Below are 18,701 nucleotides of genomic sequence, written 5' to 3' on the forward strand. Positions count from 1 at the left end.
ACATCACTATGGCGGAAAACACTTTCAATACCGGTACGCCCGGTACTTCCGGACCTGAAAAACCAAAAAGCAACAAAAACGGAGTTATTTACGGGGTTCTCATTGCCGCGCTGGTGGGTACTTGGGGGTACATGTTTTATGACAAGAGCCAGACGAGCAAGGAACTTGTGGTGAAAGAAAATCAGCTGGATACACTGACCAATTCCCGGAACGAACTGCAATCCGAGTACGATGCCGCCCAGGCCCGCCTGGACGACCTGATCTCCCAGAACAGCCGCATGGACAGCCTTGTAAAAAGCAAGGACAAAGAAATTGCGGACATGAAGGGCCGTATCAGCAGCATCCTCAGCAATAAAAACGCGACAGCTGCCGAGCTGGCCGAAGCAAGAAGGCTGATCGACCAGCTGAAAGCCTCCACCGAGTCTTACGTACAAACCATCGAAAGACTGGAAGGTGAGAAAATCGTGATCACCGGCGAACGCGACGTAGCCCGTAAAGAGCGCGACTCTGTAACCACTGTGAAAGACAGCCTGGGCAAACGCGTTGAAATCGGCTCCGTGCTGCACGCTTCCAATATCAAACTGTCGCCCATCAACGTTCGGCGCAACGGCAAAGAAGAAGTAACCAGCAAAGCCAAAAGGGCCGATATGATGCGCGTGAGCTTCGACGTAGACAACCGCATTGCCACCACCGGCGATAAAGACATCTACGTAGCCATCACCGCTCCCGACGGTTCTCCCCTGGCTGTAGAAGCCCTGGGCAGCGGCCGCTTCACCCTGGAAGACGGTACCGAAAAACTGTACACCGTTAAGAAAACCGTTTCTTACGTGGCAGGCGGCACCACCCCGGTGAGCATGGACTGGAAACAGAATTCCGATTTCAAACCCGGTGACTACACCGTGGAAATATACCAGGACGGTTTCAGGATCGGCGCCGGTAAAGTAAATCTTAAAAAAGGCGGTCTCTTTAATTAACAGACCCACGATAGACAATCCAACATTCGATAAGCACAAAGGTGCGGCCGCGAGCCGCACCTTTTTTATTCCTGTCAGGATTGTTAAAGATTGGTTATTGAATTTAAAATATATATAAAAATAAGATAAAATTAACTTTCTTTGCGAAGAATTCCGGAAAACGGTATCCCCAGGTACATTTTCCGCTGAATTTTCTGGAAACCGGTGCTTGTGACGATTGTTTCGTCTTCGTTAGACTGAATTATGGAGCTATTCGATAATATTTATGACATGGACACAAATAAGGTAGTTTATGTAATCGACGATGATGAGATTTTCCACTTTATTGTTAAGAAGATGTTTGGATTGCAAGGTTGGAATGTAGCGGTGAATTCCTTTTTATCCGCAGAAGACGCCATTGAGGACCTGAGCTCTTTTGCCGAACGGAACCTGCCCTGCCTCATCATTCTGGATATGAACATGCAGCGCATGAACGGATGGGATTTTATAGAGGCGTTCCGTGGGCTCAAAAACCGTTTACGGAAGCATGTGCCGATCATCATGTGCTCTTCGTCGATGAACATCCAGGATATGGAGAAAGTCAAAAAAACACCCGAGCTGATGGCTTACATTACCAAGCCGCTCGACAAATCGAAAATGAAAGTCATTGAAGAATATCTCTGAAAAGAGAGCTATACCCAAAAAAGTAACCCATAAAAAAAGAGCGGAATCATTTCCGCTCTTTTGCATTTATCTATTTTTCATTTTCTGCTATGCTGTAACAGCCTCCCCGTACATTTCGGCGCGGAGGTTTTTCACCCGCTCGTCTGCCAGGTATTCATCGAAGGAGCACAGGCGGTCGATGATGCCGGAAGGCGTGATTTCGATGATGCGGTTGGCTACGGATTGCATGAAGGTGTGGTCATGCGTGGTAAACAGCACAATCCCTTTAAAGTCTTTCATGCTTTCGTTGAACGACTGGATGGATTCCAGGTCGAGGTGGTTGGTGGGCTCGTCGAGGATCACCACGTTGGGGTCCTGCAGCATCATGCGCGATACCATGCAGCGTACTTTTTCGCCACCGCTCAGTACCGTCGTTTTTTTCATGATTTCGTCGCCGCTGAAGAGCATCCGGCCCAGGAAGCCGCGCAGGAAGGGCTCGTCCACATCGGTTACATGCGGCGGCACGTACTGGCGCAGCCAGTCCATCAGGTTATAGTTGCTTTTGAAGAATTCCGCGTTATCGTCGGGCAGGTAGGCTTTGGTAACGGTGGTGCCCCATTCGAGCTTGCCGCCGTCTGCCTGCTGGTCGCCGTTGATGATGTCGAAGAAGGTGCTCAGGGCCATGTGGTCTTTAGACAGGAAAGCGATTTTGTCGCCTTTGTTCACGGAGAACGTCACATCGCTGAACAGCTTGCGGCCGTCGATGCTTTTCTCCAGTTTTTCCACGTTCAGGATCTGGTTCCCTACTTCACGCAGCTGTTTGAAGATGATGCCGGGATATTTACGGCTGGAAGGCTCGATGTCTTCGATCACCAGTTTCTCCAGGGCTTTCTTACGGGAAGTAGCCTGTTTGGATTTGGAGGCGTTGGCGCTGAAGCGGGCGATAAAGTCCAGGAGGTCTTTCCGCTTGTCTTCCATCTTCTTGTTCTTATCGTTGATCTGGCGGGCCATTAACTGGCTGGATTCGTACCAGAAGGAGTAGTTACCGGTGAAAATCTTGATTTTGGCGCGGTCTACGTCGGCCACGTGGGTACACACGGCGTCGAGGAAGTGACGGTCGTGGCTCACCACGATCACGATGTTTTCATAGTCAGCCAGGAAGTTTTCGAGCCAGCCGATGGTTTCCACGTCGAGGTGGTTCGTCGGTTCGTCGAGCAGCAGGATGTCCGGGTTGCCGAACAGGGCCTGTGCCAGCAGTACACGCACTTTGAGGGCCCCGCTCAGGTCTTTCATGAGTACCTGGTGCAGTTCTTCCTTCACGCCCAGGTCGCCCAGCAGCACCCCTGCGTCGCTTTCGGCGGTATAACCGCCCATTTCGCCGTACTCCGCTTCCAGTTCGCCGGCACGCATGCCGTCTTCTTCCGTGAAGTCTTCCTTAGCGTAAATGCTGTCTCTTTCCGCGGCGATTTCCCAGAGCTTTTTATTGCCCATGAGTACCGTGTTCAGGACGGTGATTTCGTCGAACTCGTAGTGGTTCTGCTTGAGGACAGACATACGCTCGCCGGGGGTGATTTCCACCGTGCCTTTGTTGGGTTCGATTTCCCCGGACAGGATTTTCAGGAAAGTGGACTTCCCGGCACCATTGGCGCCGATCACTCCATAGCAGTTACCTTTCGTAAAGTTGATATTCACTTCATCGAACAAAACCCTCTTACCGAAAGAAAGCGTGACATTTTTAACACTAATCATTGCTGGCTGTAAATTTGAAGCCGCAAAGTTACGAAATATACGGGATATCTCCACCCTATTCCGAAAGCCCTCCCATGGTGCTCATTGAACAATTTTCCGATATGTATTGTTAACAATTACAACTAAAAAGCAGTGTTATGATACATCAACTGGCAAAATATTGGTGGCTGGTGGCGCTCCGGGGCGTGCTGGCCGTGCTTTTCGCCATCCTGGCCTTTCTCTGGCCGGCCATCACCCTGTCTATCCTGGTGATTTTCCTGGGCGCCTACCTGTTCGTGGACGGCATTTTCACCCTCGTGCACGGGTTCCGCATCATGAAAACCGACAGCCACTGGTGGGCGCTGGTGCTGGAGGGCCTGGTGAGCGTCGTGGCGGGGCTCATTGCGCTGTTCAGCCCGGGCATAACGGCCCTGTTCCTCGTGGTGCTGGTGGCCATCTGGTCGCTGGTAACGGGCATACTGGAAATCATACTGGCCATCCGGCTGCGGAAGGAGATCACCAACGAATGGATGCTGATCCTGGCCGGGGTACTGTCTATTGTATTCGGGATAATACTGCTGGCCCAGCCGCTTACCGGCGTGGTGGTGATTTCGTGGTGGCTGGCGTTTTACGCGCTGTTTTTCGGGATATTCCTCATTTCGGTGGGTTTCCGGCTGAAAAAACTGGCCAGGTAGCCGTTTCCGGCGCATCCAGGGTGGAGGCCCCCGGCGCTCCTATCCCTGCCGGCAGCCCCCGGCGAAGTGAAATGCAGGACAACCGGGAAGCAGCCCGGCAACTGCGCTGCCGGACAAGCAAAAATCAGTTTCAAAAGAGCAGGGAAAACCCCGCCGAAAATAACTCAGGTGTGCAGAAAGAAGGGCTGGCCGTTTAAGGCCAGCCCTTCTTTCTGTATTATCAGGCAGACGTTTTCACTTCGCCCGCACACTCCCCTACTTCGAAATCCCTTCCAGGTAAAAGAGGAACGCATATTGCAGCGCTACGTCTTTCAGCGCTTTAAACCGGCCGGACGCACCGCCGTGCCCCGCATCCATATTGGTTTCGAGCAGCAGCAGGTTATCGCCGGTTTTCATTTCGCGCAGTTTGGCCACCCATTTCGCGGGCTCAAAATACTGTACCTGCGAATCGTGGAGACCAGTGGTCACCAGCATGTTCGGGTAAGCTTTGGGGGCTACGTTGTCGTAGGGCGAATAGGACTTCATGTATTCGTAGGAATCCTTGTTGTTGGGATTGCCCCATTCGTCGTATTCCCCGGTGGTCAGGGGTATCGACGCATCGAGCATGGTGGTCATCACGTCCACGAACGGTACGGCGGCGATGATGCCCCTCCAGAGGTCAGGGCGCATGTTGATCACGGCGCCCATCAGCAGGCCGCCTGCGCTGCCGCCCATGGCATACAGGTGTTCTTTGGTGGTGTATTTTTCTTTGATGAGGAATTCGGCGCAGTCGATGAAATCGGTGAAGGTGTTTTTCTTTTTGAACATCTTGCCGTCTTCATACCACTGCCTTCCCATTTCCTGTCCGCCGCGGATGTGCGCGATCGCATAGGCAAAGCCGCGGTCGAGCAGGCTGATGCGGTTGCTGTTGAAATACGGGTCCATCGAGGCCCCGTAAGAACCGTACCCATACAGCAGCAGCGGCTGTTTCCCGTTTTTCTCGAATCCCTTTTTATACACCAGCGAAATGGGCACTTTGGTGCCGTCGGTAGCCGTGGCAAAGAGCCTTTCCGTTACATAGTTTTTCGGGTCGTACCCGCCCAGCACTTCCTGCTGTTTTTTCAGCTGCTTTTCCTTTGTATCCATGTTATAGTCAAAGGTGGAATTGGGCGTCGTGAGGGAGGTATAACCGTAGCGCAGCTGTTTGCTGTCCATTTCCGGGTTGGTGGAAACGTAGGCCACATAAGCCGGTTCACCGAAGTCGAGGTAATGCTCCTGGCCGCTGAGGCTGTTGATGATGCGTAATTGCGACAGCCCGTTTTTACGTTCGCTCAGCACCATGTAGTTGGAAAACAGTTCCATGCCTTCGAGCAAAACGTCGGTGCGGTGGGCGATCACTTCCTTCCAGTTTTCCTTGCCGGTTTTGTCGAGCGGCGTTTCCATCAGGCGGAAGTTCTTCGCGTCCTGGTTGGTGATCACATAAAACTTGTCGCCGCGATGATCGATATCATAGAGCATATCTTTTTCGCGCGGGTGGAATATTTTGAACACGCCTTCGGGATTGTCCGCATCGAGGATGCGGTATTCAGACGAAAGCGTGGCGCTGGAGCCGATCACGATATACTTGCGTGATTTTGTTTTGTACACCCAGGTGTTGTAGGTATCGTCCTTTTCGAAGAACACCACTTTGTCCGTTTTCGGTTCGGTGCCCAGTATGTGTTTGGAGATACTTTCGGAGCGGAGCGTGGAATCGTTCTTACGGGTATAGAACAACGTTTTGTTGTCGTTCGCCCAGGTAGAGCCGCCGGTGGTATTGGCAATGATATCGGGCAGCAGTTCCCCCGTTTCGAGGTTCTTGAAATAAATGGTGTATTTGCGCCGGCTCACGGTATCCACGCCGTAGGCCACCAGTTTATTATCGGGGCTCACGCTCATGCCGGCCACGTTGTAATAGGCGTATCCTTTGGCGAGGTCGTTCACGTTGAGCATCACCTCTTCCGGGGCCGATTCGCTGCCTTTTTTGCGGCAGTAGATGGGATATTCCTTGCCTTCTTCAAAGCGGGTATAATACACATACCCGTTGGAGAAATAAGGCACCGATTCATCTTTTTCCTTGATGCGGCCTTTTAATTCGTCGTACAGCTTTTCCCGGAACTCCTTCACGGGCGAAAGCATCGTATCGGTGTATTTATTTTCGGCGGTGAGGTAGGCGATCACTTTCGGGTTCTCGCGCTGGTTGAGCCAATAATAGTCGTCGGTCCGCACATCTCCGTGGATGGCGGGAAATTCATGCCGGATCTTTTCAGCTACGGGCGGTTTCACATTCATTTTCTCCTGTTTTTTTTCTGCGTTGTTACAGGCTGCCAGGGCAGCGGCAGCCAATAGCGGGATGGTAAAAGCTTTCATAATACAGGTTTAGGATAATTAAATGTAAGGAAAAAAAGCGTCCCCTGAAGATTCCGGGAAAGGAACCTGCAGGGGACGACTGTCTTTATCAAAAGCTGCTTATTTAATCTTCATACGCTCGCTGTCCCAATGAATCACTTTTTTGGAGAAGTAGCTTTCGTTGGCTGCCAGTGCGGGCCCTGCGGCGCGCAACCCGAAGGTGGCGTCTTCCACCACCTGCTTTTTATTGCGCATGGCTTCGAAGAAATTCACGAAGTGATCGTAGCGGTCGTCGTAACCGGCCGGGGCGCGGTAAGCGGCTTCGGTGGTTTTGGCCTGGGCGCGGTCCGCTTCCGAATATTTGGCGTTGTAGGCTTTCACGAATGCTTCCTGTTCTTTTCTGGTGAAGGTGTTGTAGGTGTCCCATCCGCCGTAACCCGGTGCTACGGGGAGTTTGTGCTGTTTCACTTTAAAGTCGTTCCAGCCCATTTCCATCACGCCTTCCGTGCCGATGAGGCGGGTGAATTCACCGCCGCCGCCGCCGTCCGCGAAATTCACGCGCAGGGTCATCTGGAAAGCGGGATGCTCTTTGGTGGCAGGGTAATCGAAGATGGCCACCATCACATCGGGCACATCGCGGCCGTCTTTCCACTGCACCAGGTTGCCGCTGGAATAGATGTTGGACGGGCCTTTGGAGCCTACGATGAAATGCAGGCCGGTGATGAGGTGCACGAACAGGTCGCCGGGCACACCGGTACCGTAGGCGCGGTAGTTCCTCCAACGGAAGAAGCGGACGGGGTCGAAAGGCACCTTGCCGGTATCTTTCAGGAAGGTATCGAAATCGATGTTTTTCGGGTTGGCGTCTGTGGGAATGGAATACTGCCAGGCGCCGAGGGCGCTGTGGCGGTCTATTTTCGCTTCCACGAGGTTGAGCTGGCCGATGTCGCCGGCGAGGTAACGTTTGCGGGCCTCCGCGAGGGCTACGCTGCTCACGCGCTGGCTGCCCACCTGGAACACGGCTTTGGTGCGCTGCTGGGCGGCAATCACCTTATGCCCTTCCTCTATCTGCTGCACCATGGGCTTTTCGCAATACACGGCCTTGCCTTTTTCCATGGCGGCGATCGACTGCGTATCGTGCCAGTGGTCGGGCGTGGCGATGATCACGGCGTCGATGTCCTTGCGTTCCAGTATCTCGCGGTAATCGCGGGTGGTGAAGAGGTGGTTGCCATACACGCTTCTGGCTTTCTCGAGGTGGCCGTCGTACAGGTCGGCCACGGCCACCAGTTCAACGCCGGGTACTTTCAGGGCGGTGTTGACGTCGCCGAAACCCATAATCCCCATACCAATACCGGCTATACGAATTTTGTCATTTGCGCTGACGGGTCTGGAGGGTTCAAGGAGGTACTGTTTGGTAGGGTCTGCTGCAAAAGCGCCCAGAGAGCCGGCGCCCAGCAATGCGGCAGTGCTGCTTAGCTGCCTGATAAACTTACGACGGGAATTAGACATGATTTCGCGATTTAAGTGCCTTACAAGATAATAAAAAACACGGGCGGCGCAAATGGAGAAACAGGGCGGGCGGTGCAAAACCGGGAGCAATGAAAAGATAGCGGGGTGTGCGGAGGAAAGAAGGCGCTGCTGCCCTGCGGCGCGGCCATGGAAGCATCACTGCCCTTCCGGTCAACGATCCGCGCCGCTGAGCGAAAACAGTGGCTGTGAAAAGCAGTAACCGTTGTGGGAATGCGGACACGTGGGCGGGATATCAGGGAGAGCGGACAACCATCGCGAAAACAAAAAAGGCCGCCGGTAACCCGGCAGCCTTCCGTTATTTTTATCCCGGAGGGATTATGCTTCAGAAGAAAACCCTGCCCTGATGAACTCACGGTTGAGCCGTGCGATGTTGGTGAGGGAGATGCCTTTGGGACATTCGGCTTCGCAGGCGCCGGTATTGGTACAGCTGCCGAAACCTTCCTTGTCCATTTGCGCCACCATGTTGAGCGCGCGTTGCGTACGCTCGGGGTCGCCCTGCGGCAGCAATGCCAGCTGCGATACTTTCGCGGAGGTGAACAGCATGGCCGAAGAGTTTTTACAGGCGGCCACGCAGGCGCCGCACCCGATACAGGCCGCAGCGGCAAACGCATGGTCTGCATCCGTTTTGTCGATCGGAATGGCGTTGGCATCCACCGCGTTACCCGTGTTCACGGAAATGTAACCGCCGGCCTGGATGATGCGGTCGAACGCGGAGCGGTCTACCGTCAGGTCTTTGATCACCGGGAAAGCCGCAGCGCGCCAGGGTTCCACCACGATGGTATCACCGTCGTTGTACGCCCGCATGTGCAGCTGGCAGGTGGTGGTTTCGTGCCAGGGGCCGTGTGCGCGGCCGTTGATATACATAGAGCATGCACCACAGATACCTTCACGGCAGTCGTGGTCAAATGCGATGGGTTCTTTGCCTTCGTTGATCAAACGCTCATTCAGCACGTCGAACATTTCCAGGAAAGACATGTCTTTGCTTACATCCGAAACCTCAAAGGTTTCAAAGCGGCCTTTGTCTTTATTGTTCTGCTGGCGCCAAATTTTTAATGTGAGCTTCATAATTGTTATTCTTAATCGTGAATGGTAAAGCGGTTCCTTATTTGTAGCTGCGCTGGGACGGGTGAACGATCTCGAAGTTCAGCGCCTCTTTGTGCAGGTCGAAGTTGCCGGGGCCTTTGTATTCCCAGGCGGCTACGAAAGAAAAGTTCTCGTCGTCGCGTTTAGCTTCGCCTTCTTCGGTTTGAGATTCTTCACGGAAGTGACCGCCGCAGGATTCTCTTCTCATCAGTGCGTCCATGCACATCAGTTCGCCCAGTTCCAGGAAGTCGGCCACGCGGCCCGCTTTTTCCAGTTCGGGGTTGAATTCGTGCTGGGTGCCGGGGATGCGCACGTCTTTCCAGAATTCTTCTTTCAGCGTACGGATCTCGTTGATGGCTTCTTTCAGGCCCTGTTCGTTCCTGGCCATGCCGCATTTGTCCCACATGATTTTACCGAGCGCTTTATGGAAGTGGTCTACAGAATGCTTGCCCTTGATATTCATCAGGGTATCGAGCTGGCCCTGTACGTGTTTCTCGGCTTCCACGAAAGCGGGGTGATCGAGGGGAATGGGTTTGGTATGGATCTCATCGGCGAGGTAGTTACCGATGGTGTAAGGGATCACGAAATAACCGTCGGCCAGGCCCTGCATGAGCGCGGATGCACCGAGGCGGTTGGCGCCGTGGTCGGAGAAGTTGGCTTCGCCGAGGGCGTAGAGGCCGGGCACGGTGGTCATCAGCTCGTAATCCACCCACAGGCCGCCCATGGTGTAGTGCACCGCGGGGTAAATGCGCATCGGGGTCTCGTACGGGTTCTCGCCGGTGATTTTGGCATACATGTCGAACAGGTTGCCGTATTTTTCGGCTACCACGGCTTTACCCATGGCGATGATCTCGTCTTTGGGCGCATGGTCCTGGCCTTTTTTGCTGGCCTCGATGGTGCCGTAACGCACGATGGCGTCTGCATAATCGAGATACACGGCCATTTTGGAAGTGCCTACGCCATAACCGGCGTCGCATCTTTCCTTGGCGGCGCGGGAGGCCACGTCGCGGGGAACGAGGTTACCGAAAGCGGGATATCTTCTTTCGAGGTAATAGTCCCTTTCTTCTTCCGGGATATCAACAGGTTTGCGGTTGTCGTCTTTTTTCCTGGGCACCCAGATGCGGCCGTCGTTGCGGAGCGACTCGGACATGAGCGTGAGTTTGCTCTGGTGGTCGCCGGAAACGGGGATACAGGTGGGGTGGATCTGCGTAAAGCAGGGGTTGCCGAAGAACGCGCCGGATTTGTGGGCTTTCCAGGCCGCGGTGGCGTTGGAGCCCATGGCGTTGGTGGACAGGAAAAACACGTTGCCGTAACCGCCGCTGCAGATGAGCACGGCATGGCCGAAGTGCCTTTCCAGTTTGCCGGAAACGAGATCGCGGGCAATGATGCCGCGGGCTTTTCCGTCTACTTTCACCACGTCGAGCATTTCGTGGCGGTTGTACATTTTTACGTTACCGAGGGCTACCTGGCGCTGTAAAGCGGAGTAGGCGCCCAGCAGCAGCTGCTGACCGGTCTGGCCGGCGGCGTAGAACGTACGCTGTACCTGGGTACCGCCGAAAGAGCGGTTGCTGAGCAGGCCGCCATATTCGCGGGCGAAGGGAACACCCTGTGCCACGCACTGGTCGATAATGGCAGCGCTCACTTCGGCGAGGCGGTATACGTTGCCTTCGCGGGCGCGGTAGTCGCCGCCTTTTACGGTATCATAAAACAGGCGGAACACGGAGTCGCCATCGTTCTGGTAGTTTTTAGCGGCGTTGATACCCCCCTGCGCAGCGATGCTGTGCGCGCGGCGGGCGCTGTCCTGGAAACAGAAAGCCTTCACCTTGTAACCCAATTCAGCCAGAGAAGCCGCTGCAGAAGCACCAGCCAGGCCGGTACCAATTACAATTACTTCCAGCTTCCGTTTGTTGGCCGGGTTCACCAGCTTCACGGTGCTTTTATATTTGCTCCATTTGGTTTCCAGCGAACCTGCAGGAATTTTTGCGTTCAACATATATCCTTGCTTTATCAGATTTGTTTTAAGTAAATAACAACGGGAATAACGGCAAACCCAACGGGGATGAGGATACCGAAGATCCAGATGCCGATGAAATGCAGCATTCCGTTGTACTTTTTGTGATTCAGCCCGAAGGTCTGGCAGGCACTTCTGAAGCCGTGGATGAGGTGGAAAGAAAGGGCGATCATCCCGATCACGTACAGGGCCACGATCCACCACTCTTTAAAGGCGAACCAAACCACTTCATAGAGGTTGCCCACTTCGGTTACGGCGCCGTAGCTTACTTTACCGATGTCGCCATAGTGCATGGCCCACCAGAACTGTGAAAGGTGGATAACGATGAAGATGAAGAGAATGCTGCCCATCACGGCCATCTGGCGGCTGTACCAGGAGGATGTTTTGTTGCCGGGCTGTACCGCGTATTTAACGGGGCGCGCAGCGCGGTTGCGGATGGTGAGCTGGATGGCGATCACCGCATGCAGCAGGATCACGATTTTAAGGCCCCAGGCGATGAACTGGATCAAACCGTTATGCCCCATGAAAGCCGCATAAGTGTTGAAGGCTTCTCCTCCGTCTTCCTTCAGCAGGGAGAGGTTTCCGGCCAGGTGCACGATCACGAACGAGCACAAAAACAAACCGGTAGCGCCTACCAGCAATTTTTTACCAATGGTGGTATTAAAGAATTGCGACCATTTCATAAGATACGTTCTAAGCTTCCTTTAGTATGAATAAATAAGTGAAATGTCGGGCAAATGTATAACATGAAAAATTAAAATCAAATGATAATTATCACGAAATAACCCTATTCGAGGCGGCGCATCATCCAGTTATCCACCAGATTAAACAGGTGCTGGGGCAGAAAAGTTCGCCATTTCGGTTCGTCGAACAGGTGCACGTAGTTGTCCAGCCGGGCCCTTTCAAACTCCTGACGGGTTTGTACCGGCATGTTGAGGATCGCCACCCAGCCGCCTTCATCCCGGATATCCTCCCACCATTCTTCGTAATAACAGTCGTCTGAAGAATAGAAATTGAGCACATTTTCAGCGATGAGGATGAATTTATGGATGCCCCGGGCAATCAGCACATCCATGATATCCCGCTTCAGGGTCATGATGTTGTTTTCCACGGCATCGTTCCATTCCCCGATCAGCTCGATGATGGCATAGTTAAACTGGTAATCCGCGAAGAGGATCTTCATGTACAGGTTGGGGGCGCCGAAATCGTCCCACTGCGGATGGATGTAATAGTTGTAAACGGTGTTGTTGAATTCGAATTCACTATACTCCCGCCCATAGAACGGCGACAGCTCGTCTTCCTCCGCTGTATACAGGTGCCGCCAGTTGTAAAATGGTTCTATAGTGTGCATGGCGGCAATTTATGATTTTTTTTTATTGCCTGCTTTCCACGGCGCGCTTCACGCTGCCGAATTCCAGCAGGAGCTCCTTCGCCGCGTCGTAGTCGCTCAGCTGCAGCTGTTCCATCACCATTTTCACGCCGCGGTCCACGAGCTTTTCGTTGCTCAGCTGCATGTTCACCATTTTATTATCCTCAACCCTGCCGAGCTGTATCATCACGGTGGTGGAGATCATGTTGAGCACGAGCTTCTGCGCGGTGCCGCTTTTCATGCGGGTGCTGCCGGTCACGAACTCGGGGCCCACCACCACTTCCACGGGATAGTCGGCCTGCTCCGATACGGGCGAACCGGGATTGCAGCTGATGCTGCCGGTAACGATGCCGTGCTCGCGGCAGGCTTTCAGGGCGCCGATCACGTAGGGCGTGGTGCCGCTGGCGGCAATGCCGATCACCACGTCTTTCTCGGTGATGTTATACTGCTGCAGGTCGCGCCAGCCCTGCTCCCGGTCGTCTTCGGCGTTTTCCACGGCGCGGCGGATGGCGGAGTCGCCGCCGGCAATGAGGCCTACCACCAGGCCTTGGGGAACACCGTACGTAGGCGGGCATTCGGACGCGTCCAGTATACCCAAACGGCCGCTGGTGCCGGCTCCCATGTAAAAGAGGCGGCCGCCGGCCAGCATTTTATCGGCAATAACTGCGGTGAGTTGCGTGATTTGCGGGATGGCCTTTTCCACGGCCAGGGGAACGGTTTTGTCTTCGTTATTGATGTTGATCAGCACTTCCTGGATGGTCATCGTTTCGAGATGACGGTAGTGGCTGGGTTGTTCTGTTACTTTGGTAAATGCCATATCCTATTTAGCTTCATGATAAACGGCGAGCCCGTCCATCGGGTTTTTGAGTATTCTGCCCAGTTGCAGCTCGTACAACTGGCAAAGCTCTTCGATTATATCGCGGAAGTGCCAGGCCACGCTGCCGGTGAAGTGCAGAGGTGCAGTCCAGCTCTCCGAATATTTGTAGAGGTGGTTAAAGAAAAAGTCGTTCAGCCCGTCTTCGAGGATGTTCTCGATCATATAGTGACCGCGGTTTTCGGAGAGGAAGGGGGTGAAGGAGGCCAGGTACCGGTTGGGCATCGGCTTGCGGTACACGTTTTCGAGGATGGTGTCTTTGTTCACGCCGAACTTCTGGTCGAAGCGGAAACGCATTTCATCATCGAAGGTCTGGTACAGGTAGTACTGCAATATTTTTTTCCCGAGGAAGGCGCCGCTGCCTTCGTCGCCGAGCACGTAGCCCAGGCCGGGATTGTTTTTGACGATGTCTTCCCCGTCGTAATAACAGGAGTTGGAGCCGGTGCCGAGGATGCTGGCGATACCGGGCTCTCGGCCGCACAGCGCGCGGGCGGCGGCCATCAGGTCGTGATTCACTTCGATTTTCGCCTCCGGCCAGATGGCGTGCAGGCTTTTATGCACCAGTTTGACGTTCTGCTCCGCCGCACAGCCGGTACCGTAGTAAAACACCTCATCCGGCACGGCGCCTTCCAGCTGCGGCAGCAGTTCCACCTTAATCAGTTCTTCCATCTGCACGCTGGTGAGAAAATAGGGACTCATACCTTGTGTAAGGTACGTCTTCCTTTCTTTACCGCTCATCAGGCACCATTCTGCTTTTGTAGACCCGCTATCCGCTACCAGCTTGACTTTCGAAGGCATATCCGATCGTTTATGAAATTAAGGAATTGATGTAGATGTTTTGCTTATGAATATGTTATTTTTGTCACAAGTTAAGCAAAAGGGTTTTACCCGTCAACGTTTTAAATATCTATATGTCTGACAACAGGAAGTTAAAAGTTTTTTTGCCCCTCCTATTTGCCCTGGTACTGGCCCTGGGCATGTTCCTGGGGCATAAGATGCCGGCCGCGCGCAACAGTGATTCCGCCATCTTTTTCAACAACAGACGGAGCTCTTTACAGGAAGTGATGGACCTGCTGAAGTATAAATATGTAGACACGCTCGACCTCGGGGAGGCGCAGGAAGAAGCCATCGAGGGCCTGCTCGGCCACCTCGACCCGCACTCCATATATATCCCCCCCGCCGACGTGCAGGAAGTGAACGAAGATCTCGACGGCAACTTCGAGGGCATCGGGGTGGAATTCAATATCATCCGCGACACGGTGAATATCCTGAGCGTGATCGCCGGCGGCCCTTCCGATGCGGCCGGTGTGCTCACGGGCGATAAAATACTGAAGGTGAACGATACCGTGCATGTGGCCGGTAAAAACATCACCTCCGAGAAAATCCGCAAGCTGCTCCGCGGCCCGCGCAGTTCCACGGTGAAAGTGACCATGCTGCGCGGCAGCAAACAGCTGGACGTGCTCATCAAACGCGGCGTGATACCCCTGTACAGCGTAGACGCCAGTTACATGGCCGCTCCCGGTACCGGCTATATCAAAATCAGCAAGTTCGCCGCCACCACCTACACCGAATTCATGGAAGCGGTGCGCAAGCTCAACAAGCAGGGCATGGAAAAACTGGTGATCGACCTCCGCCAGAACGGCGGCGGTTTCCTGGATGCCGCCACCCGCCTGGCCGACGAACTGCTCGAAGGCAACAAACTGATCGTTTATACACAGGGCAAAAGCTCGCCGCGCCAGGACTTCAAATGCACCCGCCCCGGCGTATTCGAAAAAGGCGCCCTTACCGTATTGATCGACGAAGGTTCCGCCTCCGCCAGCGAAGTGCTCGCCGGCGCCGTGCAGGACTGGGACCGTGGCGAGATCATCGGCCGCCGCAGCTTCGGCAAAGGCCTGGTGCAGGAACCGTTCGACCTCAGCAACGGCGGCACCCTGCGCCTGACGGTAGCCCGCTACTACCTCCCCTCCGGCAGAAGCATCCAGAAAAGCTACCAGAACGGCCGCGAAGCGTATGAAGAGGATATCGCCAACCGCTACAGCCATGGCGAATTCCTGAACCGCGACAGCATCCGCCCCATCGATACCGCCAAGTTCGAAACGGCCGGCGGTAAAACCGTGTACGGCGGCGGCGGCATCATGCCCGACGTGTTTGTGCCGTTCGACACCACGCGTTATTCCAATATGCTCACACAGCTGTATAACCGCAATATTTTCGGCGATTTCATCTATGAATATTACACCGCCCACGCAGGCGACTTCAAAAAATACAAAGACGCCGTGGCCTTCAACAACGAATTCACGGTGGATAACGGCCTCATGAGCGCATTCAGGACACATGCCGGCAACGCCAGGGTGGACATGAGCAAAATGACCGCGAAAGACGAGGCTGAAGTAAAACTGCGGCTGAAGGCGCTCCTGGCCCGGCAGCTGTGGCGTAGCGAAGGGTTTTACATCGTGACCAACACCAACGACCCGGTGCTGCTACGCGCCATCGAAGAGCTCAAAAAAATGAAGTGATAAAAACTCCCGGTGCTGCCGGGAGTTTTGCTTTTATACCGTGTCGGGTTTTTTATCGATAGCCGGCTCCAGCCTGCAATACAATATGCTGGCCGATAGCGTCACCAGGTACATGCCCAGCGTGATCGACACCAGCCTGTCTGCATACTCCAATCCCCCCAGGTAGATCACGCAGCCGTAAGTAAGCACCCACAGCAGGTTGCCGGCGGCCAGGCACCAGTACTTCTTTTCTTTGTCGCCCTGCACTTTACGGTTGATCTGCCGTACGGCGAGGTTGAACAGGAGAAAAGCCGGGATAGACACCACGGTGCCCCAGCAGAACATGATCAGGAAAAGGAACCAGCAGTAAGTGAGGTCCGTCAGGTTTGTTACCAGCATCAGGAAAATGCTCAGTAACGGGGAAAGCGCCAGGCTGTTGCCCCATACGCGCACAACAAATGCAGGAGTACCGGATGAAAACATAGGCTCAGGGTTTAGGTGTACAGGGATATAAAAAGGGCCGCTCGTGCAGCCCTTCAAATGTATGTATTTTATATTTTCAAAATATGACACCAACGGGGGATTACCCTTTCCTCAGCCGCGCCCTTTCTTCTTCAAAATCCCGGCGGATATCCCGCAGTTCCTGCTCCAGTTCCCGTTTGGCGATGCGTTTCTCTTTATCGGAGTTGTAATTTTTCGCCTCGTATTCCTGCGTTCGGCGGCGCACATCTTCTTCATAACCAGCCTTCAGGATGCGGAGGTTCTCTTCGTAGGCAATATCGTCGCGGAGGGAGGTGAGCCGTTTGTTGAGGGAGGCCATTTTCCGCTCCATCTCGTCAGCGCTGGCAGGGTCTTTCAGCACCTGCCGCATCACCTGCAGCATGTCGGATATGACCGTTTTCAGCTGTTGCTGGTGGTCCTCCGTCATCCCATTATTGGGCAGGGCAATGGAGGAGGCATCTAAATTATTGATACTCAATAAAATACTGTCCCGTTTGGCCTGGGGGTACCCTGCCATGGTGCGCAGGTCGTTGCCGGAGAAACGGAGCACGTCGGCCGGGAGGGATTGGGCGTTACTGACAGTTGTTAAACCGCCCAGGAGTAGTATGGAGAGCAGAAATCTTCTCATGGCAGTGCAAAAATTCACGGTTTCGCATTTGGGGGTCGCAATTGCTATGCCAGAATGCCCAAATATGGCCATCTGGCTCCATGTTGACGCGGCCGGCGGGCCCATACCCCTATTTCTTTCCCTTAACGGCAATAAAAAACCCCGGAACTGCTGTTCCGGGGCCATATACTTTTTGCTATTACAAACGATCTTAGTGTTTGTGAGCGCTATCAGCAGCAGGAGCAGCTACAGAGTCAGCAGCAGGAGTAGCCAGTGAGTCAGCAGCGGGAGTTGCCAGAGAATCAGCAGCAGGAGCAGCGTTCAGGGTAGCAGAATCACCGGTAACGGTGGTAGAGTCTGAAGTCTGAGAAGAGCTGTTGTTGCAAGCTACGAACAGACCGGTAGCGATAGCTAATACAAATAATTTTTTCATTTTGATTTTGTGTTTTAAATCGCCGCAAAGTTATACAAAAATCCTTTTATACAAAATATATTTTTATATAAAAGTCCGTCTTCTACTTCTTTCTAAAGAAAATTCGCACAGGCACCCCAGTGAAATTGAAGTTCTCCCGGAGTTTGTTCTCGAGATAGTTCCTGTACGGGGTTTTGATATCGTCCGGCAGGTTGGCAAAAAAGGCGAACGCGGGTGTCTGCGTCGGCAGCTGCGTTACGTATTTGATTTTGATAGCCGTACCGCGCACCACCGGCGGGTGGTACGATTCGATGGCCTTCAGCATCACATCGTTCAGTTTGGAGGTGGGCACCTTGCGCTGGCGGTTTTCGTACACCTCGAGCGCGGTTTCCACGGTTTTGAAAATACGCTGCTTTTCGGTCACGGACCCGAAAATGATGGGCACGTCGGTAAAGGGCGCCAGGCGCTCTTTCAGCTGTTTCTCGTAGTCGCGGGCGGTATTGGTCTGTTTTTCAACCAGGTCCCATTTGTTCACCATGATCACGAGGCCTTTGCCTTTACGGGCGGCGAGGCTGAAAATGCTCAGATCCTGGGCGGCGATGCCTTTTTCCGCATCGAGCAGCAGCAGGCAGATGTCCGCTTCGTCGAGCGCCTTGATGGCGCGGATAACGGAATAAAACTCCAGGTCTTCGTGCACCTTGTTCTTCCGGCGGATACCGGCCGTATCGATGAGAATAAAATCTTTCTGGAACAGGTTGTACCGGGTATGGATGGTATCGCGGGTGGTGCCGGCGATATCGGAAACGATGTTCCTTTCCTCCCCTACCAGGGCGTTCAGCAGGGACGATTTCCCTACGTTGGGCTGGCCGATGATGGCGATTTTGGGAATGCCTTCGTCTTCGGCGCTGGCCTGCTCGTCTTCCGGTATCAGCGCGGCGATTTCGTCGAGCAGTTCGCCGGTGCCGCTGCCGGACATAGACGAGAGGAAAAATACATTTTCAAACCCCAGGCTGTAAAACTCGGTGGCTTCCAGCTGGCGTTCATGGTTGTCCACTTTATTCACGGCGAGGTATACGGGTTTGCTTGAGCGGCGCAGCAGGTCGGCCACTTCGGCATCGAGGTCCGTAATACCGGTGGTCACGTCGCACATGAAGATCACCACGTTGGCTTCCTGCATGGCGATTTTCACCTGTTTGCGTATTTCGCGCTCAAACACATCGTCGCTTCCGGCCACGAAACCGCCGGTATCAATCACGTTGAATGTTTTGCCGTTCCAGTCGGCAATGCCGTACTGCCGGTCGCGGGTAACGCCGCTCACATCGTCCACAATGGCCTTCCGCTGCTCCAGCAGACGGTTGAACAGGGTAGACTTACCTACGTTGGGACGCCCCACAATTGCTACGGTAAAACCAGGCATCT

17 protein-coding genes are annotated in these 18,701 nt (G+C 53.9%); 4 read left to right on the forward strand and 13 right to left on the reverse strand.

Annotated elements, in window-relative coordinates; translation table 11 throughout:
- Positions 1-8: 8 nt before the first annotated feature.
- On the forward strand, positions 9-974 hold the full coding sequence (locus EGT74_RS01785; protein WP_123844824.1) for a hypothetical protein: 966 nt from the start codon (positions 9-11) through the stop codon (positions 972-974).
- A gap of 270 nt (positions 975-1,244) precedes the next feature.
- Positions 1,245-1,637, forward strand: coding sequence for a response regulator (locus tag EGT74_RS01790; RefSeq protein ID WP_158617960.1), 393 nt, complete (start codon positions 1,245-1,247; stop codon positions 1,635-1,637).
- Positions 1,638-1,724: 87 nt separating this feature from the next.
- Here the strand turns inward: EGT74_RS01790 and EGT74_RS01795 are convergent, their stop codons facing one another.
- Positions 1,725-3,365, reverse strand: a complete 1,641-nt coding sequence (locus EGT74_RS01795) for an ABC-F family ATP-binding cassette domain-containing protein (RefSeq protein ID WP_123844826.1) — start codon at positions 3,363-3,365, stop codon at positions 1,725-1,727.
- A 137-nt stretch (positions 3,366-3,502) separates the two neighbouring features.
- Here EGT74_RS01795 and EGT74_RS01800 point away from each other — a divergent pair, with 137 nt between their 5' ends.
- Positions 3,503-4,039 (forward strand): HdeD family acid-resistance protein, encoded by a 537-nt coding sequence (locus EGT74_RS01800; protein ID WP_220392790.1) that lies wholly within the window; start codon positions 3,503-3,505, stop codon positions 4,037-4,039.
- 255 nt (positions 4,040-4,294) lie between these two features.
- Here the strand turns inward: EGT74_RS01800 and EGT74_RS01805 are convergent, their stop codons facing one another.
- The 8 genes from EGT74_RS01805 to EGT74_RS01840 form a co-directional block, all read right to left on the reverse strand.
- Positions 4,295-6,424: a S9 family peptidase gene (locus EGT74_RS01805; protein ID WP_123844827.1), complete on the reverse strand. Its 2,130-nt coding sequence runs from the start codon at positions 6,422-6,424 to the stop codon at positions 4,295-4,297.
- A 99-nt stretch (positions 6,425-6,523) separates the two neighbouring features.
- Positions 6,524-7,909 carry a Gfo/Idh/MocA family protein gene (locus tag EGT74_RS01810; RefSeq protein ID WP_181954723.1) on the reverse strand — a complete coding sequence of 462 codons (1,386 nt, stop codon included), beginning with the start codon at positions 7,907-7,909 and terminating at the stop codon, positions 6,524-6,526.
- A gap of 336 nt (positions 7,910-8,245) precedes the next feature.
- On the reverse strand, positions 8,246-8,995 hold the full coding sequence (locus tag EGT74_RS01815; RefSeq protein ID WP_123844828.1) for a succinate dehydrogenase/fumarate reductase iron-sulfur subunit: 750 nt from the start codon (positions 8,993-8,995) through the stop codon (positions 8,246-8,248).
- 37 nt (positions 8,996-9,032) lie between these two features.
- Positions 9,033-11,006 carry a fumarate reductase/succinate dehydrogenase flavoprotein subunit gene (locus tag EGT74_RS01820; RefSeq protein ID WP_123844829.1) on the reverse strand — a complete coding sequence of 658 codons (1,974 nt, stop codon included), beginning with the start codon at positions 11,004-11,006 and terminating at the stop codon, positions 9,033-9,035.
- A gap of 14 nt (positions 11,007-11,020) precedes the next feature.
- Entirely contained in the window at positions 11,021-11,707 is a 687-nt protein-coding gene (locus EGT74_RS01825; RefSeq protein ID WP_123844830.1) for a succinate dehydrogenase cytochrome b subunit, read from the reverse strand.
- 104 nt (positions 11,708-11,811) lie between these two features.
- Complete coding sequence (locus EGT74_RS01830; RefSeq protein WP_123844831.1) at positions 11,812-12,375, reverse strand: hypothetical protein; 564 nt, start codon at positions 12,373-12,375, stop codon at positions 11,812-11,814.
- A 22-nt stretch (positions 12,376-12,397) separates the two neighbouring features.
- Positions 12,398-13,210: an N-acetylmuramic acid 6-phosphate etherase gene (murQ, locus tag EGT74_RS01835; RefSeq protein ID WP_123844832.1), complete on the reverse strand. Its 813-nt coding sequence runs from the start codon at positions 13,208-13,210 to the stop codon at positions 12,398-12,400.
- Positions 13,211-13,213: 3 nt separating this feature from the next.
- A complete protein-coding gene (locus tag EGT74_RS01840; protein WP_123844833.1) occupies positions 13,214-14,065 on the reverse strand; it encodes an N-acetylglucosamine kinase in 852 nt (283 codons plus the stop codon).
- Positions 14,066-14,208: 143 nt separating this feature from the next.
- Here EGT74_RS01840 and EGT74_RS01845 point away from each other — a divergent pair, with 143 nt between their 5' ends.
- Positions 14,209-15,783, forward strand: a complete 1,575-nt coding sequence (locus EGT74_RS01845) for a S41 family peptidase (protein WP_246008104.1) — start codon at positions 14,209-14,211, stop codon at positions 15,781-15,783.
- Positions 15,784-15,816: 33 nt separating this feature from the next.
- Here the strand turns inward: EGT74_RS01845 and EGT74_RS01850 are convergent, their stop codons facing one another.
- The 4 genes from EGT74_RS01850 to der form a co-directional block, all read right to left on the reverse strand.
- A complete protein-coding gene (locus EGT74_RS01850; protein WP_123844835.1) occupies positions 15,817-16,245 on the reverse strand; it encodes a hypothetical protein in 429 nt (142 codons plus the stop codon).
- 100 nt (positions 16,246-16,345) lie between these two features.
- Entirely contained in the window at positions 16,346-16,891 is a 546-nt protein-coding gene (locus EGT74_RS01855; RefSeq protein WP_123844836.1) for a hypothetical protein, read from the reverse strand.
- 190 nt (positions 16,892-17,081) lie between these two features.
- Complete coding sequence (locus EGT74_RS01860) at positions 17,082-17,303, reverse strand: hypothetical protein (RefSeq protein ID WP_123844837.1); 222 nt, start codon at positions 17,301-17,303, stop codon at positions 17,082-17,084.
- Between the two features lie 82 nt (positions 17,304-17,385).
- Entirely contained in the window at positions 17,386-18,699 is a 1,314-nt protein-coding gene (gene der, locus EGT74_RS01865) for a ribosome biogenesis GTPase Der (protein WP_123844838.1), read from the reverse strand.
- Positions 18,700-18,701 lie beyond the last annotated feature (2 nt).

The sequence above is a fragment of the Chitinophaga lutea genome, from assembly GCF_003813775.1.
Taxonomy (GTDB): domain Bacteria; phylum Bacteroidota; class Bacteroidia; order Chitinophagales; family Chitinophagaceae; genus Chitinophaga; species Chitinophaga lutea.